The organism is Burkholderia sp. Bp9015, assembly GCF_003853505.1.
Classification (GTDB): Bacteria; Pseudomonadota; Gammaproteobacteria; order Burkholderiales; family Burkholderiaceae; genus Burkholderia.
Genome location: NZ_QTPZ01000016.1, coordinates 116,689 through 140,851 on the forward strand (window position 1 = coordinate 116,689; position 24,163 = coordinate 140,851).

Sequence of the window (24,163 nt, forward strand, 5' to 3'; positions counted from 1 at the left end):
GCCCCGCGAAGCGTGCGGGGCTTGGCGACGTCAAACCAGGGAAGTACACCCCAGGCGGGAAAGTCGGGCTGGATTCGATACTCCCCGCTGCGGCCCAAGCCGCAGCATCTGCCGCCCGTCGGCGCGCGCGACGCATTGCGCGCGCCCCGTGGCAGTGCCCCGGTCTCAGGCTTAGCGCGCTTTCGCAGCGTGCGGTGTGTGGACGCCGTGCTTTGAAGCCGTGTTCGCAGGTGCCCTATGGCCGCCGGCCCCGTCTTTCGGGCCCAAGCGCCTCTTCAGGCAATTCTCCCCGCCATCCTTCCCGCTCCAGCGTGCTTGTGACAACACAACAAGGTGCGGCCTGCCGTCGTTCCCGCCCTCGCGACTGACAACCGCGAGGCGCCGGCAGCAGAGCCGCCTGGAGTCGTTCATGAAACGCATGCTGTTCAATGCGACGCAGCAGGAGGAGCTGCGCGTCGCCATCGTCGATGGGCAAAAGCTCATCGACATCGACATCGAGACAGCCGGGCGCGAACAGCGCAAAGGCAATATCTACAAAGGTGTCATCACGCGCATCGAGCCGTCGCTCGAAGCGTGCTTCGTCAACTACGGCGAAGACCGCCACGGCTTCCTGCCGTTCAAGGAAGTCGCCCGCCAGTACTTCAAGGAAGGCATCGACATGCGCTCCGCGCGCATCCAGGATGCCCTGCGCGAAGGCCAGGAGTTGATCGTCCAGGTCGAGAAGGAAGAGCGCGGCAACAAGGGCGCCGCCCTCACGACCTTCATCTCGCTCGCCGGCCGCTACCTCGTGCTGATGCCGAACAATCCGCGCGGCGGCGGCGTGTCGCGCCGGATCGAAGGCGACGAGCGTCAGGAACTGCGCGAAACCATGGCGCAGCTGCAGATTCCGGACGGCATGAGCATGATCGCCCGCACCGCGGGCATCGGCCGCAGCGCCGAGGAACTGCAGTGGGACCTGAACTACCTGCTGCAGCTGTGGCGCGCGATCGAAGCGGCGTCGCAAAGCGGCAATGCCGGCCAGCCGATGCTGATCTATCTGGAATCGAGCCTCGTGATCCGCGCGATCCGGGACTATTTCCAGCCCGACATCGGCGAAATCCTGATCGACACGACCGAGATCTACGATCAGGCCCGTGCGTTCATGGACATCGTGATGCCGGACAACGTGTCGAAGGTGAAGCGCTACCACGACGACGTGCCGCTCTTCTCCCGCTTCCAGATCGAGCACCAGATCGAGACCGCGTACTCGCGCACGGTGCCGCTGCCGTCGGGCGGCGCGATCGTGATCGACCACACCGAGGCGCTCGTCGCGATCGACGTGAACTCGGCGCGTGCGACCAAGGGCGCGGACATCGAGGAAACGGCGACCCGCACGAACCTCGAGGCGGCCGACGAAGTGGCCCGCCAGCTGCGCCTGCGCGACCTCGGCGGCCTGATCGTCATCGACTTCATCGACATGGAGTCGGCGAAGAGCCAGCGCGAGGTCGAGCAACGCCTGAAGGACGCGCTCAAGCACGACCGTGCGCGCGTGCAGATGGGCAAGATCTCCCGCTTCGGCCTGATGGAACTGTCGCGCCAGCGCCTGCGCCCGGCCCTGTCGGAAGGCAGCCACGTGACGTGCCCGCGCTGTAACGGCACGGGCCACATCCGCGATACCGAATCGTCCGCGCTGCAGGTCCTGCGGATCATTCAGGAAGAAGCGATGAAGGAAAACACCGCGGCGATCCATTGCCAGGTGCCGGTCGAGGTGACCGCCTTCCTGCTCAACGAAAAGCGTCAGGAAATCAACAAGATCGAGTCGCGCTTCAAGGTCGGCATCGTGCTGATCCCGAACAAGCACCTCGATACGCCGCATTACAAGCTCGAGCGCCTGCGCCATGACGACGCGCGCCTCGACGATCCGCGCGCGTCCTGGAAGATGGCCGAGGAAGCCGCCCGCGAACTGGAGTCGGAAACCGGCTACAGCAAGCGCGCGGCCGACGTGAAGCCGAAGCAGGAAGCGGCGGTCAAGGGCATCACGCCCGAGCGTCCGGCGCCGAGCCCGGCACCGCAGCGCCCGGTCGAGCCGGTTGCGGCACCCGCACCGGTCGCCGCGGCGAGCGGCGGCTTCATCGGCTGGCTGAAGGGTCTGTTCGGCATGTCGCCGGCCCCGGCGCCCGCGCCGGTTGCACCGGCACCGGCAAAGGAACAGGCTGCCCGTCCGGCCCGCGAGCGGACCGAGAAGACCGAGCAGCGCGGCGGCGATCGCAACCGCAATCGTCGTGGCGGCGCCCAGCAGGCTCAGGGTGGTCGCGACCAGGCAGCGGCAGGCCGTGGCCAGTCGCAACGCCAGGAACGCGAAGGCAAGGAAGCGCGCGAGTCGCGTGAACCGCGCGAGGGTCGCGAACCGCGTGAAGGCCGCGAGCCGCGCGAAAGCCGTGAAGGTCGTGAGGGCCGCGAAGGTCGCGAGGGCCGTGGCCCGCGCGAAGGCCGCGAACCGCGCGAGCCGCGTGAAAGCCGTGAGCCGCGCGAACCGCGCGAGAACCGCGAACCGCGCGAGCGCACCGAGCAGCCGGAAGCCGTCGAGGCAGCCGGCCGCGGCGAGCGCCAGGAACGCGGCGAACGTCGCGAGCGCGGTGAGCGCCGCAAGCCGACGCAACACGCTGCTACGCTCGAAACCGTCACCCGTGGCGAGAACCATCCGGAAGCGGAAGCCGACCAGGCCGCAGCCGTCGCCCTGCCGGGCGCCGATGTCGCAGCCGACGCGGAAGCCGGCGCACGTGACGGCGAGGAACGTCGTCGCCGCCGCCGCGGTCGCCGCGGCGGTCGTCGCGAGCGCGAGGACGAAGGCGCAGTCGTCGACCACGCCGAGCAAGGCGCGGACGGCGAAGCCGTGCAAGCTGTGACGACGGAAGCCCCGAGCGCGTTCGAGCCGGCCCATACGGCCGCACCGGTCGCCGTGGCAGCGGTCGCCGCAGCGGGCGCCGTGGTAGCCGAGGCCGCAGCCGAGGCCGCAGCCGAACAGCGTGCCGAAGCGGTCGAGCCGGCCGTGGTCGAGCCGCAACCGGCACCGGTTCGCGTCGAAGCGACGCCGGTCGCGCCGATCGAGCCCGCCCCGGTCGCACCGGTCGCCGAATCGGTACCGGTCGCGCCGGCCGCTGCTCCGGAAGCCGGCCCGGCACCGGTCGCGGTGTCGCCGACCGATGCGTTCGAAGTGCCGGCTGCCGTCGAAGCGCCGCAGTTCGCGCCCGTCGAGCAAGCCGCACCGGCACCGGTCGCCGCGGTTGAAGTCGCTCCGGCACCGGTCGCCCCAGCACCGGTCGCGCCGGCAGCCGTCGAACCGGCTCAGGTCCAACCGGCTCCGGTCGAAGCCGTTGCCGCGCCCGCGCCGGCGCCGGTTCAACCGGCCGCTGCGCCCGCTTCGGCGAGCCTCGACGTCGTGCTGGAACAAGCCGGCCTCGTGTGGGTGAACACGGATGCCGACAAGTTCCGCGCTGCCCAGGAAGCCGCGTCGCGCCTGCCGCGTCCGGCCCGCGTGCCGCGCGAGCGCAAGGCGCTGCCGCCGGTCGATACGACCCCGATGCAGCAGGTCGAGACGTCGCACCATTAAGCGGCGCATCGCCCGACCAGGAAAAGCCCGCCTCCGGCGGGCTTTTTCATGTCCGCGCTGCGGGTTTCCGCCCACCGGCCCGGCCGGCCGCTTGCGGCTAAAATAGAAGACTGGCTCGCACTTCTTTCAACATGTCCCGACGCATCATTCCCCTCGCCGACGTCAGCGGGATGCCGGATATCTCCGGCGTCGCGCATACCCCTGACGGCGCCCTGGCCGACACGTTCGCCAGGCCGCTCCGCGACCTGCGCATCTCGGTGACGGATCGCTGCAACTTCCGTTGCGTGTACTGCATGCCGCGGGACGTGTTCGACAAGGACTACCCGTTCCTGCCGCACAGCGCCCTGCTCACGCACGAAGAGATCGAGCGCGTGGCACGGCTGTTCGTCGCACACGGCGTCGAAAAGATCCGGATCACCGGCGGCGAGCCGCTGCTGCGCAAGAACCTCGAGTTCCTGATCGAGCGCCTCGCGCGCCTGACGACCCACGACGGCCGCCCGCTCGACCTGACGCTGACCACCAACGGCTCACTGCTCGCGCGCAAGGCGCGCACGCTGAAGGATGCCGGCCTCACACGCGTGACGGTCAGCCTCGACGCGCTCGACGACACGCTGTTCAAGCGCATGAACGATGCCGACTTCGCGAGCGCCGACGTGCTCGACGGCATCTTCGCCGCGCAGGCCGCGGGCCTCGCGCCGGTCAAGGTCAACATGGTCGTGAAGCGCGGCACCAACGACGGCGAGATCCTGCCGATGGCCGAGCGCTTCCGCGGCACCGGCGTGATCCTGCGCTTCATCGAATACATGGACGTCGGCACGTCGAACGGCTGGAACATGACCGAAGTGCTGCCGTCCGCGGACGTCGTCGCGCGGATCGCCGAGCAGTTCCCGCTCGTTCCGCTCGAGCCGCACACGGCGGCGGAAACCGCGCAGCGCTGGGGCTATGCGGACGGCAGCGGCGAAATCGGCGTGATCTCGAGCGTCACGCAGGCATTCTGCGGCGACTGCACGCGCGCGCGGCTGTCGACCGAAGGCAAGCTGTACCTGTGCCTGTTCGCGTCGACCGGCCATGATCTGCGCGCACTGGTGCGCGGCGGCGCGAGCGACGCCGAGATCGCGACCGCGATCGCCCGGATCTGGCAGGCCCGCACCGACCGCTACTCGCAGCTGCGCGGCAGCGCGGCCGCCGACGCCGCGCCCGACGGCGCCGGCAAGCGCGTCGAAATGTCGTACATCGGCGGCTGACCCGCGCCGCCCGCCCCGCTTTCCCGCGATGTCCGCTTCCGCCTCGCCTTCCATCACCGGCCTGCTGCTCGCGGGCGGGCGCGCGACGCGCATGGACGGCGCAGACAAGGGCCTGCAGCTGCTCGACGGTACGCCGCTCGCGCTGCACGTGCTGCGCCGGCTCGCGCCGCAGGTCGACGAGACGCTGATCAGCGCGAATCGCAACGCCGCGCGCTACGCCGAACTCGGTGCGCCGTTCGATGCGCGCATCGTACCGGACGAAACCCCCGATTTCCCCGGCCCGCTCGCGGGCCTGCTCGCCGGCATGCGCGCGGCGCGCGCACCGCTCGTCGTGTGCTCGCCGTGCGATACGCCCTATTTGCCGGCCGACCTCGTCGCGCGGCTGCACGCGGCGCTCGACGCGCAGCAGGCCGACATCGCGATGGCGGTGACCGTCGACGCGCACCACGCGCGTTCGCCGCAGCCGACCTTCGCGCTGCTGCGCGCGTCGCTCGCCGACGATCTCGCGGCCAGGCTCGCGGCCGGCGAGCGCAAGGTGCGTGCGTGGTACGCACGCCACAAGACGGTCGAAGTCGAGTTTCGCGACGAGCGTGCGTTTTACAATGCCAATTCCTGGCAGGAACTTGCCGCGCTTGCCCGCCGCTGACGGCACCGGCATCCCTTCCCGCCCGCCGCATGCGCCTTCGCGCTTCGGCGCCCTCCGCGCGCCACCGGCCACGAACCCGATACGCCTCGCGGCGCAGTCCGACTGATGATCACGCAATCCTCGCCCGCCTCCCGAACCGCACCCGATTCCGCGGCCCCGCTGTCGCTCGCCGATGCGCAGGCGCTCGCGTGTCGGTTCGCGGTGCCGGTCGACGCGTGCGAAACGGTACCGCTGCATGACGCCCTCGACCGCGTGCTCGCGGCCGACGTGAATGCGCCGTTCGACATTCCCGCATACGACAACTCGGCGATGGACGGCTACGCATTCGACGGCAGCGCAGTCGCGCTGGCAGCGGCCGCCGACATCGCGCTGACGGTCGCCGGCACGGCACTCGCCGGCCATCCGTTCGATGGGGCCGTGGTGCCCGGCACGTGCATCCGCATCATGACCGGCGCGGCGATGCCGGCCGGATGCGACACGGTCATTCTGCAGGAACGCGTGCGCGTCGACGGCGACGTCATCCGCTTCGCCGCACACGAGGTCGCGCGCGGCGCGAACTGCCGCCGGGCCGGGGAGGATCTCGCGCGCGGCGCCTGCGCGCTTGCCGCCGGCCGCATCCTGCGCCCGTCCGATCTCGGCCTGCTCGCATCGTTCGGATTGCGCGAAGTCACGGTGCGCCGCCGCGTGCGCGTCGCCGTGTTCTCGACCGGCGACGAACTGCGCGAACCCGGCGAGCCGCTCGGCCGCGGCACGCTGTACGACAGCAATCGCGGGATGCTGGTCGCGATGCTCGAAAGGCTGCACATCGACGCACTCGATCTCGGGATCGTCCGCGACGATCCGGCCGCGCTCGAACGCGCATTGCACGATGCGATCGCCGCACAGGCCGACGCGGTGATCACGTCCGGCGGCGTATCGGTCGGCGAAGCCGATTTCACGCGCGACGTGATGGCGCGGCTCGGCGACGTGACCTTCGCGAGCCTCGCGCTGAGGCCCGGCCGGCCGCTCGCGTGCGGCACGCTCGCGCGTGCGGGCGACGGCCGCGTGCTGTTCTTCGGGCTGCCCGGCAATCCGGTCGCCTCCGCCGTGACGTTCTACGCGATCGTGCGCCCCGCACTGCTGACGCTGGCCGGCGCGCACACGCCGCCGCCGACGATGTACACGGCACGCAGCACGCAGGCGCTGAAAAAGCGTCCGGGCCGTACCGAATACCTGCGTGCGATCGCGACGCGCGCCGCCGACGGCCAGTGGCACGTCGCGCCGGCCGGTTCGCAGAGTTCCGCATCGCTGAGCGGCCTTGCGGCCGCCAACTGTTTCATCGTCCTGGGCCACGATTCCGCGGCAGTCGACGCGGGCGCCCCGGTCGACATCCTGCCGCTCGACGGCCTGATCTGAATTCCAATCGGTATATTTCTACGGGGGCAATCCGCACATGAAGAAACAAATCTCGTCGATCGCCGCGGGGCAGACCGCGAAGGCACTGATCCTCGTCTACCTGACGTTCAGCGTGCCGATCGTGCTGCTCGGCATCCTGGTCGCGTACATCCGTTACGGGATGGTCGAACTGAGCACGATCCTGAGCGCGCTGCTGCTGAACGCGATCCTCGGTTTCGTGCTGCTGTGGATCGCCTGCCACGCGTACAACTGGGTCGCGTCGCGCTTCGGCGGCATCGAGATCGTGCTGTCCGATCCGCCGGAGGAAGCGTGAGCGGCACACCGCTGATCCGCGCGGCCGAAACGCGCGACGTTGGCGCGATCCTCGCGCTGATGCGCGAGCTGGCCGAGTTCGAAAAGCTCACGCACCTGTTCGTCGCGAGCGACGCCGACCTGGCCGACGCGCTGTTCGGCGAACGCCCCGCCGCCGAAGCGCTGGTGGCCGAGCGCGACGGCGCGATCGTCGCGTATGCGCTGTTCTTCCACAACTATTCGACGTTCCTCGGCCGGCGCGGGCTGTATCTCGAGGATCTGTACGTGCAGCCGTCGCAGCGAGGCACCGGCCTCGGCACCGCGATGCTGCAGCACCTCGCGGCACTCGCCGTCGAGCGCCGCTGCGCTCGCTTCGAATGGTCGGTGCTCGACTGGAACCAGCCGGCGATCGACTTCTACGAGAAGATGGGCGCGACCGTGCTGCCGGAGTGGCGCATCGTGCGCGTCACCGGCGACGCACTGGACGCGCTCGCCGCACGCTGAACGCGCGCCGGCTACGCCGGTCGCCGTGTCAAAGGAAAACGGGCGCCGCGGCGCCCGTCTTCGTTCCAGCCGGTTTCGGCTGCGTGCATCATGCGGGATGCGTCATGCGTCGTCCGCATCGGCGCCGTCGGCGGCTTCCGCGCCGAGCAGCCCGGCCGCCGTCTCGCCCGGCAACGCCTCGACCTGTTTCAGCTTGCGGTTCATCACACGGGTGCGCTGCTCGGCGGCCTCGATCGAACGCGTGACCGTCTCGAGCTGCGCCTTCGTGCGTGCGAGCACGTCGCCAAACTTGCCGAATTCGGTCTTCACCGCACCGAGCACCTGCCATACCTCGCTCGAGCGCTGCTCGATCGCGAGCGTGCGGAAGCCCATCTGCAGGCTGTTCAGCAACGCGGTCAGTGTGGTCGGCCCGGCCACCGTCACGCGATAGTCGCGCTGCAGCAGGTCGGTCAGCCCCGGGCGGCGCAGGATCTCCGCATAAAGCCCCTCGGTCGGCAGGAACAGCAGCGCGAAATCGGTCGTATGCGGGGGCGCGACGTACTTCTCGGCGATCGTGCGCGCCTCCATCCGCACGCGCGCCTCGAGCGCACGGGCCGCCTCCTCGACCGCCACCGAATCGGCACGCTCCTGCGCATCGATCAGGCGCTCGTAGTCCTCACGCGGAAACTTCGCGTCGATCGGCAGCCACACCGGCGGCGCGTCGCGCGTGCCCGCGTCGCGTCCCGGCAGCCGGATCGCGAACTCGACGCGTTCGCTGCTCTTCGGCACCGTCGCGACGTTCTTCGCATACTGGTCGGGCGTGAGCATCTGCTCGAGCAACGCCTCGAGCTGCACCTCGCCCCAGGTGCCGCGCGTCTTCACGTTGGTCAGCACCTTCTTCAGGTCGCCGACGCCGGCCGCGAGCGTCTGCATCTCGCCGAGCCCGCGGTGCACCTGCTCGAGCCGGTCCGAAACGAGCTTGAACGATTCGCCGAGCCGCTGCTCCAGCGTCGCATGCAGCTTCTCGTCGACGGTGCGGCGCATCTCCTCGAGCTTCGCCGCGTTGTTCGTCTCGATTTCCTTCAATCGCTGTTCGAGCGTCGCACGCACTTCGCCGATCCGGCGATCGTTGGCCTCGGTCAGCTGTGTGAGCTGCCGGTTCAGCGTGTCGCCGAACAGACGCAGCGCGACCGTCTGCTCTTCGCGCGCCTGCTGCGCCTGGCGCTGCACGCTCTCGCGCATCGCGTCGAACTGCTGCGCGTTGCCCGCGACCAGCTTGCCGAGCTGTTGCGCGAAACCGTCGATCTGGTTGTTCTGCACGGTCGCGATGCTCGTCAGCTGCGTCGCGAGCGTCTGCTGAAGCTGCGAGAAACTGCCGGCCAATTCGGTGCGCGAACCACGCGCGTTCTCGACGATCTCGCCGCGCAGCTCGCGTTCGAGCCGCTCGACCGCAAGCGCCTGCGCGTGCGCGGCGTCCTCGATCTGGTCGCCGAGCACGGCCGCGTCGTCGTGGCGGCCGCCGCCGCGCACGATCGCGACGATCGCCACCGCCAGCGCGACGGCCAGCACGACGACCGCCGCCAGCAACAACATCGTCGTCATGCGCGCGGCTTCCCGATCACGTCAGGGTTGATCGGATTCGGCGGCTGCCCCGCGCGCGGCCCTTCGCCCAGCGCGGCGATCAGGTTGTCGGCCGCGAGGTTCGCCATCGCGCGGCGCGTCTTTTCGGTCGCGCTCGCGATATGCGGCGTCAGCACGACGTTCGGCACCTCGAGCAGCGCCGGGTGCACGCTCGGCTCGCCTTCAAACACGTCGAGGCCGGCCGCGGCGATCGTCCCGTCGCGCAGCGCGGCGGCCAGCGCCGCGTCATCGACGATGCCGCCGCGCGCGATGTTGGTCAGCGTCGCGGTGGGCTTCATCTTCGCGAGTTCGGCCGCGCCGATCGTATGATGGTTCTCCTTCGTGTACGGCAGCACCAGCACGACGTGATCGGCGCGCGTGAGCAGCGCATCCTTCGACACGTATTCGGCGTTCAGCTCGGCCTCGATCTCGGGCGCGACCCGCGACCGGTTGTGATAGATCACCTGCATCCCGAAGCCGCGCGCGCGGCGTGCGAGCGCCTGGCCGATGCGCCCCATGCCGATGACGCCCAGCGTCGAGCCGTAAATGTCGCCGCCGAGGAAACCGTCGTACGCCCACTTCTGCCAGTGCCCGGCGCGCAGCCAGTGCTCGGATTCGGCGATCCGGCGCGCGGCGGCCATCATCAGCGCCCAGCCGAAATCCGCGGTCGACTCGTTCAGCACGTCGGGCGTGTTGGTGCCGAGCACGTTCGCCGCGTTGAATGCGGTCATGTCGAAGTTGTTGTAGCCGACCGCCATGTTCGACACGACGCGCAGGCGCGGCGCCGCCGCGAGCGCAGCCGCCCCGACCGGGTCGCCCGCCGTCAGCGCACCGTCCTTGTCCGCGAGACGCGCGGCGAGCGCATCGGGGGCGAGCGCGTCGCCGTTGTTCCAGTCGACTTCGAAATACTGCTCGAGCCGTTCGATCACGTCCGGAAAGATCGGACGTGCGACCAGGATCTTCTGCATCGCCATCTCCGCATGCCGCGGCCGGAACGCGGCGCATCGCGCGCCGCCCGAACCGTCCGCGCTTGGTTGAAAATCGTCAGCCTACGCCGTGAAGAAGATCCACGACGTCAGCAGGAATACAGGTACCAGTATGGCGAACGCCCAGCCGAGATACGCGAAGAAGCTCGGCATCTTCACGCCGCGCGATTCCGCGATCGCCTTCACCATGAAGTTCGGCGCGTTGCCGATGTAGCTGTTCGCGCCCATGAACACCGCTCCCGCGGAGATCGCGGCGAGCGTCGTCGCGCCCGCCGTCATCAGCGCTTGCGCGTCGCCGCCCGCGAGGTTGAAGAACACGAGGTAGGTCGGCGCGTTGTCGAGGAACGACGACAACAGGCCGGTGGCCCAGAAGTACATCGCATCGATCGGCTTGCCGTCCGACCCCGTCACGAGATGGACGATCTGCGCGAACGCACCGTCCGCCCCCGCGCGCAGGATCACGATCACCGGCGCGATCGTCACGAAGATTCCCGCGAACAGCTTCGCGACCTCCTCGATCGGCGCCCAGTTGAACGCGTTGCCTTCGCGCGCGGAGCGCGGCGTCAGCGCAAGCGACGCGAGTGCCACGACAACCAGCGCGACGTCGCGCACGAGATTCTGCAGCGCGACGTGCGTGCCCCACACGTCGAACGTGATGCCCGGCTTCCAGATGCCGCTCATCAGCACGAGGCCGATCACGGCCGCGAGCAGCACGAAGTTGACCTTGCCGTCGATCGACAGCGCGCCATCGTCAGGTGTCGGGTCGAGCACGACCGGCCGCTCCTCGCCGCCCTTCCGGTAGAAGTACGTATCGAGCACGAAGAACAGCGTCAGCAGCACCGCGCAGATGAACAGCATCGGCAGCGCGAGATGCGTGGTCGTCCAGAAGAAGCTCACGCCGTTCAGGAAGCCGAGGAACAGCGGCGGATCGCCGAGCGGCGACAGCGAGCCGCCCGCGTTCGCGACGAGGAAGATGAAGAAGATCACGACGTGCACGACGTGCTTGCGATTGTCGTTCGCGCGCAGCAGCGGCCGGATCAGCAGCATCGCGGCGCCCGTCGTGCCCATCACGCTCGCGAGCAGCGTGCCGAGCGCGAGGATCGCGGTGTTCAGCTTCGGCGTGCCGTGCAGATTGCCGTTGACGCAAATGCCGCCGGCGACCGTATACAGTGCGGTCAGCAGCACGATGAACGGGATGTACTCCTCGAGCAGCGCGTGCACCAGCGTTCCGAACGCCGTGCCCGCGCCGAACGCGACCGCGAACGGGACCAGAAACGCGATCGCCCATGCCGCGGCGATCTTGCCGAAGTGGTGATGCCAGAACACCGGCGCGACGAGCGGGAACACCGCGATGGACAGCAGGATCCCGGCGAACGGGATGCCCCAGAGTGCGGACAGCGCGGCACCGTCGAGCGTGGCGGCCGATGCGAGCGCGGGAACGGCGCCAAGCGCGGCTCCCGACGCCATGCCCGCCCAGGCGGCATGTCGTTTCATGCAGAACTTCCTTGTGCGAGTGAGTCGAGTGAGGATCGAGCGGACGCGATCGTCATGCACCGCGCACGACGATCGCGTGAACGCGGTACGGGCCGTGTGCGCCCAGCACGATGGTCTGCTCGATATCGCCGGTGCGCGACGGGCCCGATACGAAATTGACCGCGCGCGGCAATTCGCCGCGCTCCGCGCGAATCAGCGCGAATGCGTCTTCATGGCCCGCGACGATCCGCGACGCCGGCACGATCGCGATGTGGGTTTCCGGCAGCAGCCCGGCCGATGCATAGGTGTCGGGGCCGGACAGCAGCACCAGCGAGCCCGTTTCGGCGGTGGCGCAAAAGCAGCCGGTGAGGCCGACGAGATCGCCGTCGCGCGGCTTGCGGCATTCGACCGACAGGCCGGCGCCGGCCCAGTCGAGCTCGGCCAGCGTGCGCCATGCGACGGCCTGCATCGGCAAGCCGTGAGCGGAAAGATAGCGGGCAGCGGCGGCGGGCGCGTCGGCCAGCGTCGCGACTTCGTCGACCGTCGTCGACAGGCGCGCCGCTTCATCGACGAATGCGGCGACGAGGTCGGCCGGCATCGGCGGCCGCGGCCCCTCGGGATGGCGGGCGAGATAGTCGGCGACGCCGTCGCGCTCCGCTGCATCGGGTTCGGGCGCGCGTCCTTGCGCCGCGCGAATGCGTGCGAGGATCTGGCGACGGGCAGCGGAAGTGTCCATGAACGGTCCTCGTGACGTTGGCGTGCGATACCGTCGGATTATACCGGCCGCCCCCGCCGCGACGCACCTCGCCGGACGGCCGACGCTTGCTACGATGCGGCGTCGTCGGCCGGCTGCGCGATGCCGAACACCTGGCGCAGGTACGCGAGATACGCCTTGTCGTCGCACATGCTCTTGCCCGGCGTATCCGACAGCTTCGCGACCGGCTGCCCATTGCAGCGGACCATCTTGATCACGATCTGCAGCGGCACGTAACCGAGATCGTTCGTGAGGTTGGTGCCGACGCCGAACGCGAGCTTGCAGCGGCCGCGGAACCGTTCGTACAGCTGCATGACCTTCGGAATGTCGAGCGCGTCGGAGAACACGAGCACCTTGGTGCGCGGATCGCAGCGGTTCGCCTCGTAGTGGCGCAGCATGCGCTCGCCCCACTCGAACGGATCGCCTGAATCGTGGCGCGCGCCGTCGAACAGCTTGCAGAAGTACATGTCGAAGTCGTTCAGGAACGCGTCCATCCCGTAGACGTCCGACAGCGCGATCCCGAGGTCGCCGCGATACTCCTTCGCCCACATCTCGAAACCGTAGGTCTGCGAATCGCGCAGCCGCGGGCCGAGCGCCTGGCAGGCCTGCAGGTATTCGTGCGCCATCGTGCCGAGCGGCGTCAGGCCGTGCTTCATCGCGTAGAACACGTTGCTCGTGCCCGCGAACTGCGGTCCGAGCCCGTCGCGCAGCGTCAGCGCGACCTCTTCGTGCCAGACCTTCGAGAAGCGCCGGCGCGTGCCGTAGTCGGCGATCTTGCAGTCGGCGAACTCGGGCTTCGCGCCGAGCAGCTTGATCTTCTCGCCCAGCCGCTCGCGGCCTTCGCGATAGTCGGGCTCGCGCTGCGTGTTGCGGAAATAGACCTCGTTGACGATCGCGAGCACCGGGATCTCGAACAGGATCGTGTGCAGCCACGGCCCTTCGATCACGATGTCGATCTCGCCGTTGCCCTTCGGCGAAGGCGTGATCGAGATGTACTTCTCGTTCAGGTGGAACAGCGCGAGGAAGTCGACGAAGTCGCTCTTGATGAAGCGCATGCGCCGCAGGTAGTCGAGTTCGTCGTCGGTGAAGCGCAGCGCACACAGGCCGCGCACCTCGTCGCGGATCTCGTCGATGTACGGCACGAGATCGACGCCGGGCGTGCGACACCGGAACCGGTACTCGACGTTTGCGGCAGGAAAGTGATGCAGGACGACCTGCATCATCGTGAACTTGTAGAGATCCGTGTCGAGCAGCGAAGTGATGATCATGTTTACGGCACCGCCAATATCGTGACAGGGCCCCGGCGCACCGCGCGCCGCCCGGTCTGTCGGCCATGTTACCCGAATGCGGGCCCGACCATCGTGAAACCGCCCTGCCCGACGCGCCGGGCGCGCGGCCGCACGCGCCGCGCCCGCCGCCAGCCCCATAAACTAATCACGAAACGATATAAGCCGGAAAGCCGACCACGCCATGCGGGTTTTGCGCTTCAGTTACAATGCCGCTTTTGGCGCACACGCCACCCCATATATACCGCCAAGCAGGAGCGTTTTAATGACTCACGTTGTGACCGAAGGCTGCATCAAGTGCAAATACACGGATTGCGTGGATGTGTGCCCGGTGGATTGCTTCCGTGAAGGTCCCAACTTTCTCGCCATCGATCCGGACGAGTGCATCGACTGCGCCGTGTGCGTCGCCGAGTGCCCGACCAATGCGATCTATGCCGAAGAAGACGTTCCGGGCGACCAGCAGCAGTTCACCGCGCTGAACGCCGAGCTGGCGAAGGACTGGCCGTCGATCACGAAGACCAAGCCGGCACCGGCCGACGCGGACGAGTGGAAGGACGTGCAGGACAAGCTGCACCTGCTCGAGCGTTGATCGCGCAGCGGCGCTGCAAAAATTTTTTGGTGCGCCGCCGCTCAAAAGTGTTGACAGGTTAGCGAACACTCCATACAATCTCGTTTCTCTGCTGTTGTTGTTTGTTCCCCGATAGCTCAGTCGGTAGAGCGCCGGACTGTTAATCCGTAGGTCCCTGGTTCGAGCCCAGGTCGGGGAGCCAGACAGCGAAAGGCCCGTCATTCGACGGGCCTTTTGTTTTTCCGGCGCCCGCCGGTCACCGCCGCGCATGCTAGAGTTTCTGTCCCGCATTCGCATCCGGTTCCGTCGATGAAGCACCGCCTCCTTTCCGCCGCGTCGCTCGCCCTTCTGCTCTCCGCCTTTGCCACCGCGCCGCTCGCGCACGCGGAGGAAGTCGGCAGCGTCAACACCCATTTCCGCGTGACGGGCTCCGACCGCGTGGTCGTCGAAGCGTACGACGATCCGCTCGTGACGGGCGTCACCTGCTACGTGTCGCGGGCGCGCACCGGCGGGATCAAGGGCACGCTCGGCGTCGCCGAGGATCCGAGCGAAGCGTCGATCGCGTGCCGGCAAGTCGGCCCGCTCAGCTTCAAGGAGCCGCTCAAGCAGCAGACCGACGTGTTCAGCGAACGGATGTCGTTCATCTTCAAGACGCTGCACGTCGTGCGCGTGGTCGACAAGAAGCGCAACACGCTCGTCTACCTGACCTACAGCGACCGCATCGTCAGCGGCAGCCCGAAGAACGCCGTGACCGCCGTGCCGATGCCGGCCGGCACGACGATTCCGGTCAAGTAAGCCCGCGCCGGCCGGGCGCGCGAGCGCTACACTGTCGATTCGACCGCCCTCGCGCCCGACCATGTCCGCCCCCCGCCTTCTTCCGGACTCCGCACGTTACTGGCGCACGCCGCTGCTGCCGGACGCGGATCTGCTCACCGCCACCTATCGCGACCACACGTTCGCGCCGCACTGGCACGACGCGTACACGATCCCCGTGATCCTCGAGGGGGCGGAGCGCTACACCTGTCGCGGCAGCGGCCATGTCGCCGAAACGGGCACCGTGCCCGTGATCAATCCCGGCGAAGTGCACACCGGCTCGCGCGCGACCGACGAAGGCTGGTGCTATCGCGTGAGCTACGTGCCGGTCGACTACATTCGCTCACTCGCGAGCGCGATCGCGGGGCGGCCGCAGGATGCGCCATGGTTCCCGTCCGACGTGATCCGCGACACCGATCTCGCGGCACGGCTCGCGCTGGCCCACCGGATGATGGAGGCCGGCAGCGAACGCATGCCGCCGTTCCACCCCCACGAGCAGCCGGCCGCCAATGATCCGGCCGCCGCGGCACCGCGCGTCTACGATCCGCTCGCCGCCGAAACGGCGATGCTCGATGCGCTGTCGACACTGATCGCGCGCCATGCCGACGCGCGGCTGCAACCGGCGGCGCTCGCGGCCGACGAACCGCGCGTCGACGCGATGCGCGAACGGCTCGCCGCCGATCTCACGGGCACGGTCACGCTCGACGACGTCGCGCAGGCCGCCGGCCTGTCGCCGTTTCACGCGGCGCGCCTGTTCACGCGCACGACCGGGATGCCGCCACATGCGTGGCGCAACCAGCTGCGGCTGCAGCGCGCGCTTGCGCCGTTGCGCGCGGGCGTGCCGATCGCCGATGTCGCCGCGGCCAGCGGCTTCGTCGACCAGAGTCACTTCACGCGGCATTTCAAACGAATGTTCGGCGTACCGCCCGGACGCTGGCAGGCGCGCTGACGCCCTTCCCTGCATTCGACGACGGACGGCAACCCGCACGCACGCAGCGCCATCGGCACCCGCGCGGGCGCAAGAACATACAAGCCGCCGCTGCATCACCCCGCTATCCTCCATTTCATGGAGACGCGCCCCTTGAACCCCACACCCACACCTACGCCCCCGCCTCGCCCCCCGCTCAACGAGTGGCTCGACGGCGCACGCGACACGATCCCGATGATGATCGGCGCGGCACCGTTCGGCGTGATCTTCGGCACGCTCGTCGGCGGCGGCCCGCTCGCCGCATGGCACGGCGCGCTGATGTCGCTCGCGGTGTTCGCGGGCTCCGCGCAATTCATCGCGCTCGGCCTGATCGCGGGCAGCGCGAGCTTCGTCGTCGTGCTCGCGACGACGCTGATCGTGAACCTGCGTCACCTGCTGTACAGCGCGACGCTCGCGCCGTACGTCGCGCACCTGCCACTGCGCTGGCGCGCGACGCTCGGCGCGCTGATGACCGACGAGGTGTTCGCGGTCGCCTACGCGCACTACCGCCACTTCCCGCCCGGCGCGATCGGCCCGCACTACTTCTTCGGCTCGGGCCTCGCGATGTACCTGAACTGGCAGGTCTGGACGCTCGCGGGCATCGGCTTCGGCGCGGCCTTCCCGGGCCTCCAGTCGCTCGGCCTCGATTTCGCGATGGCGGCCACCTTCATCGCGATCGTCGTCCCGCAGCTCGGCACGCTGCGCTATCTGGCGGCCGCCGCGACGGCCGGCACGCTCGCGTACTTCTGGCAGGGCTGGCCGTACAAGCTCGGGCTGCTGGGCGCGGTCGCCGCCGGCGTCGTGGTCGGCGTCGCGCTCACGCTGCTGCACGAGCGTTCGCGCACCGCTTCACGCACGGAGGCCGCATCGTGAGCTACGCGCTGCTGATCCTCGGGATGGCCGTGATCACCTATGCGATCCGGACGACGCTGTTCCTGTTCGGCGAGCGGCTGACCTTCCCGCCGCTCGTGCGGACCGCGCTCGGCTTCGTGCCCGTCACCGTGCTGACTGCGATCATCGTGCCGATGACCGTCTCGCCGCACGGCGGCACGGCCGAGCTGACCTGGCGCAATCCGCAGCTGGTCGGCGCGCTCGCCGCCGTGCTCGTGTCGGCGACGACACGCCGGCCGCTCGTGACGATCGCGGTCGGGCTCGCGGTGTTCTTCTTCTGGCAAGGGGTCGTGATGCCGCACTGGCTGCCGGCCTGAGCGGACCTCGCCGGCCGCGCTCAAGTTTCCGTCCGGCGCGCCGATATAGGAAGTGAAGACCCGCCATCGGCCTCGGCGCGAACCGGTCCGTCGACGCCGCGCCCGCACCGGTGCGCGATGTCGGCCGCCGGCCCGCGCGGGCCGCCATCGAGACGATTCATGGGCCAGATCACCCTTTCCCTCAAGGACGACACGCTTGCGTCCCTGCGCAAGGACTACGACGCGTTCGTGCGCGTGTCGCTGAAACTCGACCCGCAGTTCGCGACGCCGTCGTTCGAGGATTTCCTGCGCGCCAAGCTGCTCGACAACATGGTGCCGCTGACCGAGCACGCCGTGCAGCGGATGCTCGAGGGCGGCCAGTACGCGTGGGCGAAGCGCACGCTCGACAAGGAATTCCCGGACGTCGTCGCGATCCTGATGCGGCAGGCCGGCGAATTCGGCTTCGGCTTCGCGTCGCGCTCCGAATGGACGCCCGACGAGCTAGCGAAGGCGTGCCGCGACTGGGCCAAGGCGATCGTCGCCGAAGCGCAGGGCGATGCGTCGCTGGTCGATCCGCTCGCGGCGCAGATCAAGAGCGCGGTCCACGACATCCAGGCGCTCGAGGAATCGATGCAGACGCCCGCGTGGCGGCTCGCGGAATCGCTGCGCCAGCGCATCTACGAGGCGAAGCTCGCGTGCGAGATGAGCGTCGGCAGCGCCGCGCGCGACAAGCTCGGCGAACTGCGCGGCCTGCTGCGGCTCGGGCTCGCGCACGGCTCGTTCCAGAAACAGGAAGCGCAGCAGATCATGGAATATCTGCGGCTGCTGAAGCCCGAGATCTTCGTCGACGAGCCATACGACGTATTCACGCGGCTCGCCGCGTGGCTGCGCAGCGTATTTACCCCGTCCGCGGCAAGACCGGCACACGGACCGGGGCCGGAGCAGCGCCGGCCGTGACGGCCCGCGTCCACGCATGAAGAACGGCCCGGTTCGCGCGAAGCGAACCGGGCCGCCGGTCGATCGCCGTCACGACGCGCCGTCCGGGGCGAGCGTCGTGCGACGTCGGGGTGCCGCTTACTGCGCGGCGCCCGAGGCCGATGCACCGCCCTGCACGCCGGCCGACGCACTGCCTTCGACCGCTTCGTCGCCCACCTTCGACTTCGCCGAGCCGGCGTGATGCTTGGCCGACTTCGCCGCATGCTTCGCGTGCTTCTTGGTCGAGTGGACCGACGACGCCGCCGTATCCTTCGCGCCGTCGGCTGCCGCGCCAACCGCATCGGTTGCGCCGCCGACCGCGTTGCCCGACGCATTCGCGCCGGCACCACCCTGCATACCCGCGTCTGCGCCTGCCCCCGCTGCCGGCGCCTGCGTCTGCACGCCGGCGCCTGCGGTGCCCTGCGCCGCGACGCCGGTCTGCGCGAATGCGGCCGAAGTGGCGAACGCCGTCAGCGCGGCACCAATCAGCATCGTACGAATCTTGGACATGACAATCCTCCTCAAGAAGTTGTGGGCGCGGAGCGCATCGATACGCTCCGTCGCGTCCCCTGCCGCGACACGCAGCAGGTACGATGAAAGACCCGCGGGCGGCACGGCCGGTTCTCGAATCTCTCAGACTGTTACCCACCGTTTCATTTGCTGACGAATCGCTCACAGTCCTTAACAGCTACGGGGCGCAAACATGCGCGCGCGGCCGCACTCGCGCGCGGGCCCGCAGTGCCGTATGATGCGGGGCGATTCCTCCCGCGCGTCGCGCGCCTCCTTCGTCATGCCCAACCTGGATTTCACGCTGACCGGCGAGTACGTCGAGCTGCACAACCTTCTCAAGATCACCGGCCTCGCCGACAGCGGCGGCACCGCGAAGATGTTCGTCGCGTCCGGCGCGGTGAAAGTCGACGGCGTGGTCGAACTGCGCAAGACCTGCAAGATCCGCGCGGGCCAGGTCGTGCTGTTCGGCGATACGCGGATCGCGGTTCACGACGCATAGCGGTTCCCCCTCACCGTGACATGGCCATCGGCGCGCGCGTTCGACACCGTTCGAATAAAGCCGTAAGCTAGCCGTCTCTCAAAATAAATACAGACAGCGCGGGCCCGCACCCGCGCGAGCGCCCATTCCATGTCGCATTCCGGTCTTACGCGGACGGCCGCCGCGCCGCCGTCGCTGTCCAGTCATGCCGCCGATACCGCGCGCCTCGCCGCACCGCTCGCGATCGCACAACTCTCGCAAATGGCGATGAGCGTCACCGACACGGTGCTGCTCGGCTCGCTCGGCCCCGATTCGCTCGCGGCGGGCGGCCTCGGCGCGAACTTCTTCTTCGTCATCGTGACCGTGCTGCAGGGTGTGCTGTCGTCGGTCAGCGTGAGCGTCGCGCATGCGCGCGGCGCGCAGGCGGAACACCGCGTGCCGCACATCTACTGGACCGGCTTCGTGCTGTCCGTGCTGCTCGCGATTCCGGCGATCGTCGCGCTGTCGCTGTCCGAGCCGATCCTGCTGATGTTCCACGAGCCGCCCACGCTCGCGCGTCACGTCGGCGAGTACACCGGCATCCTGCGGTTCGCGGCGCTCGGCAGCCTGATCGGCGTCGGGCTGATGCGCGCCTTCCTGCCGGCGATCGGCGCCGCACGGCGGCTGCTGTGGGTGTCGATCGGCGGCGTCGGCGTGAACGGCGTGCTGAACTACGGGCTGATCCACGGCGCCTTCGGCTTGCCGCGGCTCGGCTTCCTCGGCTCGGCGGTCGCGACGACCATCACCATCTGGCTCACCGCGCTCGCGCTGATCTGGCTGCTGCACGGCCGCCAGCGGTTCCGCCATTTCGTGACCGCCGCCCGCCCGAAACTGCCGATGATGGGCGAGCTGATCGGCATCGGCTGGCCGGTGGCGATCACGTACGGGGTCGAATCGACGCTGTTTCTCGCCACGGGCCTGACCATCGGCGTGCTCGGCGCGACGTCGCTTGCCGCGCACCAGATCGCACTGAACGTCGCGTCGGTGGCGTTCATGGTGCCGCTCGCGATCGGCCAGGCCGCCAACGTGCGGGTCGGCTACTGGGTCGGCGCCGGCCAGCCGGTCGCCGCGCGGCATGCGGGCTTCGTCGCGCTCGGCCTCGGCGTCGCGTTCATGTCGCTGTCGGGGCTCGTGCTGATCGTCGTGCCGCATGCGATCGTCGGCCTGTACCTCCAGCTCGACGATCCGGCCAACGCGGCGACCGTGTCGCTGGCCGCGTCGCTCCTCGGCATTGCCGCGGTGTTCCAGATCGTCGACGGCATGCAGACCGTCGGCTCGGGCGCGCTGCGCGGACTGCGCGATACGCGCATCCCGATGCTCGCGGCGACCCTCGGCTACTGGGGCATCGGCTTCCCGACCGGTTACTGGCTGGCGTTCCATGCAGGCCTTGGCGCACGCGGCCTGTGGTGGGGGCTCGCGGCCGGCCTCGCGAGCGTCGCCGCGCTGATGGCCTGGCGCTTCCATTTGAAGAGCGCATCGCTCGTCGCATCGACGCGCTGAGCGCGACGACACGACGCAAAATCGCGGCCGGCGCTATGCTTGTCGGTTGAAGACCCAACGCGTCGCGCCAGCGGCGCGACTGCCTCACGATACGCCAGACGCCGCGCGACGCGCGGCCTTTCCCCTTCCCAAGAGGAGTGCATCATGAACGAAGCAGTTCGGATGGAACGCGACACGTTCGGCGAGATCGCCGTGCCGGCCAACCGGCTCTGGGGCGCGCAGACGGAACGCTCGCTGCAGAATTTCCGGATCTCGACCGAGAAGCAGTCGCCCGAGCTGATCCACGCGCTCGCGATCGTCAAGCGCGCCGCGGCCGCCGTGAACCAGTCGCTCGGCGTGCTGGCCGACGACAAGGCGCGCGCGATCATCGACGCGGCCGACGAGATCATCGCGGGCAAGCATCCGCGCGAATTCCCGCTCGCCGTGTGGCAGACGGGCTCCGGCACGCAGACCAACATGAACCTCAACGAGGTGATCGCGAACCGGGCGAGCGAACTGCTCGGCGGCGAGCGCGGCGAAGCACGCAAGGTCCACCCGAACGACGACGTGAACCGCGGCCAGTCGTCGAACGACGTGTTCCCGACCGCGATGCACGTCGCGGCCGCGTACGCGATCGTCAACCATCTGCTGCCCGCGCTGCGCACGCTGCGCGCGACGCTCGACGCGAAGTCGAAGGCCTTCGCCGATATCGTGAAGATCGGCCGCACGCACCTGCAGGACGCGACGCCGCTCACGCTCGGGCAGGAATTTTCCGGTTACGTCGCGCAGCTCGACCAGGGCATTCGGCACGTCGAATCGGCGCTGCCGCACCTGTACGAACTCGCGCTCGGCGGCACTGCCGTCGGCACCGGGCTGAACGCGCATCCGGAGTTCGCGGTGCGCGTCGCCGACGAGATCGGCCGGCTGACGACGCTGCCGTTCGTGACCGCGCCGAGCAAGTTCGAGGTGATGGCGGCCGCCGACGCGCTGGTGTTCGCGCACGGCGCGCTGAAGACGGTCGCGGCCGGCCTGATGAAGATCGCCAACGACGTCCGCTGGCTCGCGAGCGGGCCGCGCTGCGGGCTCGGCGAACTGTCGATTCCGGAAAACGAGCCGGGCAGCTCGATCATGCCGGGCAAGGTGAACCCGACGCAGTCGGAAGCCGTGACGATGCTGTGCTGCCAGGTGTTCGGCAACGACGTCGCGGTAAACGTCGGCGGCGCGAGCGGCAACTTCGAGCTGAACGTGTTCCGGCCGATGATCGCGCACAACGTGCTGCAGTCGGTGCGGCTGCTCGCCGACGGCGCGCAGAGCTTCAACGACCACTGCGCGGCGGGCATCGAGCCGAACCGCGCGCGCATCGATCTGCTGCTGAACGAATCGCTGATGCTCGTGACGGCGCTCAACCCGCATATCGGCTACGACAAGGCCGCGCAGATCGCGAAGAAGGCGCACAAGGAAGGCACGACGCTGAAGGCCGCCGCGCTTGCGCTCGGCTACCTGACCGAGGCGGAATTCGACGCGTGGGTGCGCCCCGAGGAAATGATCGGATCGCGGTAATCGCGGGGGCGACGCGATGATGCGACGGGCGCGGCGCGAACGCCGCGCCCGTTGTCGTCAGACGGTGCCCTTCGCCACTTCCTCGGGCTTCATCTCGACGATCTTGTCGAGCGCGGCGCGCACGTCGGCCGCATACTTCGCGAGCACCTTCTGCTCGTCGGTCTCGGGCACGAACGGCGGCACCGGCACCGGGTTGCCGTTCTCGTCGACCGCGACGAACACGACGAGGCAGTCGGTCGTCTGGCGCAGCACGCCGCCCTTCGGATCGCCGGCGTGCACGGACACATGGATGTGCATGCTGGTGCGGCCCGTCGCGACGACGCGCGCCTTCAGCTCGACCAGGTTGCCGACGAGGATCGGACGCTGGAAGCGGATATTGCCGACGCTGACCGTCACGCAATAGCGGCTCGACCAGACCGCCGCGCACGCGTACGCGACCTCGTCGATCCACTTCATCAGCGCGCCGCCATGCACCTTGCCGCCGAAGTTCACGGACGACGGCTCGGCGAGGAAGCGGAATACGGTTTCGGTGCGGTCGAGGGCGGCCGGTACGGGGGATGGTTGGGACATCGTGGTAGCTCCAGGCGGCGGGGGTACGGCACTCGGCGCATTATACGTTGCACTGCGGCAACACGTCGCAGCGCCCGCCGCACGGCCGGCCGCGGCCGTGCGCCGAACCGGCATCGGCACTGGCGATCGACGTCCGTCAGCGGCGCACCGTGATGCCCTGATCGATCGTCCCGTACATCTCGAGGCTGCCGCCCCGCTCGCCGGCGGCGCCTGCACCGCCCTGCGCACAGGCCGCGCAAAGGAACGCGGCGGCCAACAGGCAGAAAATCGTCTTCATCGTTGCATCGTGTCGCATCCGGCGGCCCACTGCCGCCGCGTCCGGCCATTCTACGCGTGCGCGGCCGGCGACCGCGGGTCGCGCACCGCCCCGCCGCATCCGACATTTCACCCGAACACGAAACATCGAATGTGCGCAGCACCTACACTGCAGTCATTCCGCCTGACGAGACACGACGATGACCGATCAAGACGACCACCACTTTCCGGGCCTGAGCCGAATCGGAGCCCTGATCGCCGATCCGGGGCGCGCCGCGATGCTGTGGGTGCTGATGGACGGCAGCGCGCGGCCGGCCGGCGAACTGACGATGATCGCGGGGCTGTCGCCGTCCGCGGCGAGCGCGCACCTCGCGCGCCTGACCGAAGGCGGCCTGCTCGCGCTCGACGTGCGCGGCCGGCACCACTACTACCGGCTCGCGTCGGCCGACATCGCGGCGTCGCTCGAGGCGCTCGCGAACGTGGCCCGCGCGGCCGCGCCGAACCGTCCGGTGCCGCCGCCGTCGCGCGCGGTGCCGGCCGAACTGCGCTACGCGCGCACCTGCTACGACCACATGGCCGGCGAACTCGCGGTCCGCATCTTCGACGGGCTCACCGCACGCGGCTGGCTGCAGGCGGACGGCGACGCGATCGAAGCCACCGAGCTCGGCACCCGGGCGCTCGCGCACTGGGGCATCGACGTCGCGCAGCAGCGCATGCGCCGCCGCCGCTTCGCATGCGGCTGCCTCGACTGGAGCGAGCGCCGCCCCCATCTCGGCGGCGCGCTCGGCGCGGCACTGCTCGACAGCTTCTGCGCCCACGGCTGGATCGAGCGCACCGCACGGCCGCGCGTGCTGCGCGTCACCGTGCCCGGACAGCAGGTTTTCGACGACTGGCTTACGTCCGCTTGACGCGTACATTGCGACGGGACGACAACGGCGCGCGATGGACAGGTTTTGTTACATCGCGTGCCATCCGACTTACAAAACACCGAGCAC

24 protein-coding genes and 1 tRNA gene are annotated in these 24,163 nt (G+C 69.1%); 17 read left to right on the forward strand and 8 right to left on the reverse strand.

What is annotated here, in order from left to right:
* Window positions 1-409 precede the first annotated feature (409 nt).
* The 6 genes from DIE12_RS18895 to DIE12_RS18920 all read left to right on the forward strand — a co-directional run bounded on the left by DIE12_RS18895 (window position 410) and on the right by DIE12_RS18920 (window position 7,669).
* On the forward strand, window positions 410-3,589 hold the full coding sequence (locus tag DIE12_RS18895; RefSeq protein ID WP_124521376.1) for an Rne/Rng family ribonuclease: 3,180 nt from the start codon (window positions 410-412) through the stop codon (window positions 3,587-3,589).
* A gap of 131 nt (window positions 3,590-3,720) precedes the next feature.
* Complete coding sequence (moaA, locus tag DIE12_RS18900; RefSeq protein ID WP_124521377.1) at window positions 3,721-4,833, forward strand: GTP 3',8-cyclase MoaA; 1,113 nt, start codon at window positions 3,721-3,723, stop codon at window positions 4,831-4,833.
* Between the two features lie 28 nt (window positions 4,834-4,861).
* Window positions 4,862-5,479, forward strand: coding sequence for a molybdenum cofactor guanylyltransferase MobA (gene mobA, locus DIE12_RS18905; RefSeq protein WP_124487466.1), 618 nt, complete (start codon window positions 4,862-4,864; stop codon window positions 5,477-5,479).
* A gap of 105 nt (window positions 5,480-5,584) precedes the next feature.
* A complete protein-coding gene (gene glp, locus DIE12_RS18910; protein WP_124521379.1) occupies window positions 5,585-6,874 on the forward strand; it encodes a gephyrin-like molybdotransferase Glp in 1,290 nt (429 codons plus the stop codon).
* 37 nt (window positions 6,875-6,911) lie between these two features.
* On the forward strand, window positions 6,912-7,187 hold the full coding sequence (locus tag DIE12_RS18915; RefSeq protein ID WP_006476519.1) for a hypothetical protein: 276 nt from the start codon (window positions 6,912-6,914) through the stop codon (window positions 7,185-7,187).
* Window positions 7,184-7,669, forward strand: coding sequence for a GNAT family N-acetyltransferase (locus DIE12_RS18920; protein ID WP_124487468.1), 486 nt, complete (start codon window positions 7,184-7,186; stop codon window positions 7,667-7,669). The genes DIE12_RS18915 and DIE12_RS18920 overlap by 4 nt, the downstream gene beginning before the upstream one ends.
* Window positions 7,670-7,771: 102 nt before the next feature.
* Here DIE12_RS18920 and DIE12_RS18925 read toward each other — a convergent pair whose 3' ends face one another.
* From DIE12_RS18925 to pncB, 5 genes are all read right to left on the reverse strand, one after another.
* Window positions 7,772-9,250 carry a DNA recombination protein RmuC gene (locus tag DIE12_RS18925; protein WP_124487469.1) on the reverse strand — a complete coding sequence of 493 codons (1,479 nt, stop codon included), beginning with the start codon at window positions 9,248-9,250 and terminating at the stop codon, window positions 7,772-7,774.
* Window positions 9,247-10,236: a D-glycerate dehydrogenase gene (locus DIE12_RS18930; RefSeq protein ID WP_124487470.1), complete on the reverse strand. Its 990-nt coding sequence runs from the start codon at window positions 10,234-10,236 to the stop codon at window positions 9,247-9,249. Before DIE12_RS18930 ends, DIE12_RS18925 begins: the two co-directional genes overlap by 4 nt.
* A gap of 81 nt (window positions 10,237-10,317) precedes the next feature.
* Entirely contained in the window at window positions 10,318-11,748 is a 1,431-nt protein-coding gene (locus DIE12_RS18935; RefSeq protein WP_124487471.1) for a sodium:proton antiporter, read from the reverse strand.
* Between the two features lie 52 nt (window positions 11,749-11,800).
* Entirely contained in the window at window positions 11,801-12,463 is a 663-nt protein-coding gene (locus DIE12_RS18940) for a lactate utilization protein C (RefSeq protein ID WP_059523763.1), read from the reverse strand.
* Between the two features lie 89 nt (window positions 12,464-12,552).
* Window positions 12,553-13,749, reverse strand: a complete 1,197-nt coding sequence (gene pncB / locus DIE12_RS18945) for a nicotinate phosphoribosyltransferase (protein ID WP_124521381.1) — start codon at window positions 13,747-13,749, stop codon at window positions 12,553-12,555.
* A 283-nt stretch (window positions 13,750-14,032) separates the two neighbouring features.
* Here pncB and fdxA point away from each other — a divergent pair, with 283 nt between their 5' ends.
* The 7 genes from fdxA to DIE12_RS18985 all read left to right on the forward strand — a co-directional run bounded on the left by fdxA (window position 14,033) and on the right by DIE12_RS18985 (window position 18,259).
* Window positions 14,033-14,356, forward strand: a complete 324-nt coding sequence (fdxA, locus tag DIE12_RS18955) for a ferredoxin FdxA (protein ID WP_011351384.1) — start codon at window positions 14,033-14,035, stop codon at window positions 14,354-14,356.
* A 105-nt stretch (window positions 14,357-14,461) separates the two neighbouring features.
* A tRNA-Asn gene (locus DIE12_RS18960) sits at window positions 14,462-14,537 on the forward strand.
* 107 nt (window positions 14,538-14,644) lie between these two features.
* A complete protein-coding gene (locus tag DIE12_RS18965) occupies window positions 14,645-15,130 on the forward strand; it encodes a CreA family protein (protein ID WP_044844793.1) in 486 nt (161 codons plus the stop codon).
* 61 nt (window positions 15,131-15,191) lie between these two features.
* The gene (locus DIE12_RS18970) at window positions 15,192-16,097 is read left to right on the forward strand and encodes an AraC family transcriptional regulator (protein ID WP_124521383.1); all 906 of its coding nucleotides are present in this window, start codon (window positions 15,192-15,194) and stop codon (window positions 16,095-16,097) included.
* A gap of 117 nt (window positions 16,098-16,214) precedes the next feature.
* Entirely contained in the window at window positions 16,215-16,988 is a 774-nt protein-coding gene (locus DIE12_RS18975; RefSeq protein ID WP_124521385.1) for an AzlC family ABC transporter permease, read from the forward strand.
* A complete protein-coding gene (locus tag DIE12_RS18980; protein ID WP_044844796.1) occupies window positions 16,985-17,323 on the forward strand; it encodes an AzlD domain-containing protein in 339 nt (112 codons plus the stop codon). Before DIE12_RS18975 ends, DIE12_RS18980 begins: the two co-directional genes overlap by 4 nt.
* A gap of 159 nt (window positions 17,324-17,482) precedes the next feature.
* Window positions 17,483-18,259, forward strand: coding sequence for a DUF4088 family protein (locus tag DIE12_RS18985; protein ID WP_044844797.1), 777 nt, complete (start codon window positions 17,483-17,485; stop codon window positions 18,257-18,259).
* A gap of 117 nt (window positions 18,260-18,376) precedes the next feature.
* On the opposite strand, the gene DIE12_RS18990 is transcribed toward DIE12_RS18985, so the two are convergent.
* The gene (locus DIE12_RS18990) at window positions 18,377-18,787 is read right to left on the reverse strand and encodes a hypothetical protein (protein ID WP_124487477.1); all 411 of its coding nucleotides are present in this window, start codon (window positions 18,785-18,787) and stop codon (window positions 18,377-18,379) included.
* Window positions 18,788-19,067: 280 nt separating this feature from the next.
* Here DIE12_RS18990 and DIE12_RS18995 point away from each other — a divergent pair, with 280 nt between their 5' ends.
* The 3 genes from DIE12_RS18995 (at window position 19,068) to fumC (ending at window position 22,343) form a co-directional block, all read left to right on the forward strand.
* Complete coding sequence (locus tag DIE12_RS18995) at window positions 19,068-19,286, forward strand: RNA-binding S4 domain-containing protein (protein WP_006753074.1); 219 nt, start codon at window positions 19,068-19,070, stop codon at window positions 19,284-19,286.
* A 129-nt stretch (window positions 19,287-19,415) separates the two neighbouring features.
* Entirely contained in the window at window positions 19,416-20,804 is a 1,389-nt protein-coding gene (norM, locus tag DIE12_RS19000; RefSeq protein WP_124487478.1) for a multidrug efflux MATE transporter NorM, read from the forward strand.
* 144 nt (window positions 20,805-20,948) lie between these two features.
* Complete coding sequence (fumC, locus tag DIE12_RS19005; protein ID WP_044844800.1) at window positions 20,949-22,343, forward strand: class II fumarate hydratase; 1,395 nt, start codon at window positions 20,949-20,951, stop codon at window positions 22,341-22,343.
* A gap of 57 nt (window positions 22,344-22,400) precedes the next feature.
* Here the strand turns inward: fumC and DIE12_RS19010 are convergent, their stop codons facing one another.
* Both DIE12_RS19010 and DIE12_RS38105 read right to left on the reverse strand, forming a co-directional pair.
* Window positions 22,401-22,913 carry an acyl-CoA thioesterase gene (locus DIE12_RS19010; RefSeq protein WP_014897688.1) on the reverse strand — a complete coding sequence of 171 codons (513 nt, stop codon included), beginning with the start codon at window positions 22,911-22,913 and terminating at the stop codon, window positions 22,401-22,403.
* 136 nt (window positions 22,914-23,049) lie between these two features.
* Entirely contained in the window at window positions 23,050-23,190 is a 141-nt protein-coding gene (locus DIE12_RS38105) for a hypothetical protein (RefSeq protein WP_185500387.1), read from the reverse strand.
* Window positions 23,191-23,368: 178 nt separating this feature from the next.
* Between DIE12_RS38105 and DIE12_RS19015 the strand changes: the two genes are divergently transcribed.
* The gene (locus DIE12_RS19015) at window positions 23,369-24,076 is read left to right on the forward strand and encodes a helix-turn-helix transcriptional regulator (protein ID WP_124487479.1); all 708 of its coding nucleotides are present in this window, start codon (window positions 23,369-23,371) and stop codon (window positions 24,074-24,076) included.
* The last annotated feature ends 87 nt before the right edge of the window (window positions 24,077-24,163 follow it).

Excerpts from the sequence above, each read along its gene's own strand:
- moaA (WP_124521377.1), top strand. The coding sequence starts at position 3,721 with ATGTCCCGACGCATCATTCCCCTCGCCGACGTCAGCGGGATGCCGGAT.
- DIE12_RS18930 (WP_124487470.1), bottom strand. The coding sequence starts at position 10,236 with ATGCAGAAGATCCTGGTCGCACGTCCGATCTTTCCGGACGTGATCGAA.
- fdxA (WP_011351384.1), top strand. The coding sequence starts at position 14,033 with ATGACTCACGTTGTGACCGAAGGCTGCATCAAGTGCAAATACACGGAT.
- DIE12_RS18990 (WP_124487477.1), bottom strand. The coding sequence starts at position 18,787 with ATGTCCAAGATTCGTACGATGCTGATTGGTGCCGCGCTGACGGCGTTC.
- fumC (WP_044844800.1), top strand. The coding sequence starts at position 20,949 with ATGAACGAAGCAGTTCGGATGGAACGCGACACGTTCGGCGAGATCGCC.
- pncB (WP_124521381.1), bottom strand. The coding sequence starts at position 13,749 with ATGATCATCACTTCGCTGCTCGACACGGATCTCTACAAGTTCACGATG.
- DIE12_RS18915 (WP_006476519.1), top strand. The coding sequence starts at position 6,912 with ATGAAGAAACAAATCTCGTCGATCGCCGCGGGGCAGACCGCGAAGGCA.
- DIE12_RS18965 (WP_044844793.1), top strand. The coding sequence starts at position 14,645 with ATGAAGCACCGCCTCCTTTCCGCCGCGTCGCTCGCCCTTCTGCTCTCC.
- mobA (WP_124487466.1), top strand. The coding sequence starts at position 4,862 with ATGTCCGCTTCCGCCTCGCCTTCCATCACCGGCCTGCTGCTCGCGGGC.
- DIE12_RS38105 (WP_185500387.1), bottom strand. The coding sequence starts at position 23,190 with ATGAAGACGATTTTCTGCCTGTTGGCCGCCGCGTTCCTTTGCGCGGCC.
- DIE12_RS18995 (WP_006753074.1), top strand. The coding sequence starts at position 19,068 with ATGCCCAACCTGGATTTCACGCTGACCGGCGAGTACGTCGAGCTGCAC.
- DIE12_RS18925 (WP_124487469.1), bottom strand. The coding sequence starts at position 9,250 with ATGACGACGATGTTGTTGCTGGCGGCGGTCGTCGTGCTGGCCGTCGCG.
- DIE12_RS18970 (WP_124521383.1), top strand. The coding sequence starts at position 15,192 with ATGTCCGCCCCCCGCCTTCTTCCGGACTCCGCACGTTACTGGCGCACG.
- DIE12_RS18895 (WP_124521376.1), top strand. The coding sequence starts at position 410 with ATGAAACGCATGCTGTTCAATGCGACGCAGCAGGAGGAGCTGCGCGTC.
- DIE12_RS19015 (WP_124487479.1), top strand. The coding sequence starts at position 23,369 with ATGACCGATCAAGACGACCACCACTTTCCGGGCCTGAGCCGAATCGGA.
- DIE12_RS19010 (WP_014897688.1), bottom strand. The coding sequence starts at position 22,913 with ATGTCCCAACCATCCCCCGTACCGGCCGCCCTCGACCGCACCGAAACC.
- DIE12_RS18935 (WP_124487471.1), bottom strand. The coding sequence starts at position 11,748 with ATGAAACGACATGCCGCCTGGGCGGGCATGGCGTCGGGAGCCGCGCTT.
- DIE12_RS18940 (WP_059523763.1), bottom strand. The coding sequence starts at position 12,463 with ATGGACACTTCCGCTGCCCGTCGCCAGATCCTCGCACGCATTCGCGCG.
- DIE12_RS18975 (WP_124521385.1), top strand. The coding sequence starts at position 16,215 with ATGGAGACGCGCCCCTTGAACCCCACACCCACACCTACGCCCCCGCCT.
- glp (WP_124521379.1), top strand. The coding sequence starts at position 5,585 with ATGATCACGCAATCCTCGCCCGCCTCCCGAACCGCACCCGATTCCGCG.
- DIE12_RS18985 (WP_044844797.1), top strand. The coding sequence starts at position 17,483 with ATGGGCCAGATCACCCTTTCCCTCAAGGACGACACGCTTGCGTCCCTG.
- norM (WP_124487478.1), top strand. The coding sequence starts at position 19,416 with ATGTCGCATTCCGGTCTTACGCGGACGGCCGCCGCGCCGCCGTCGCTG.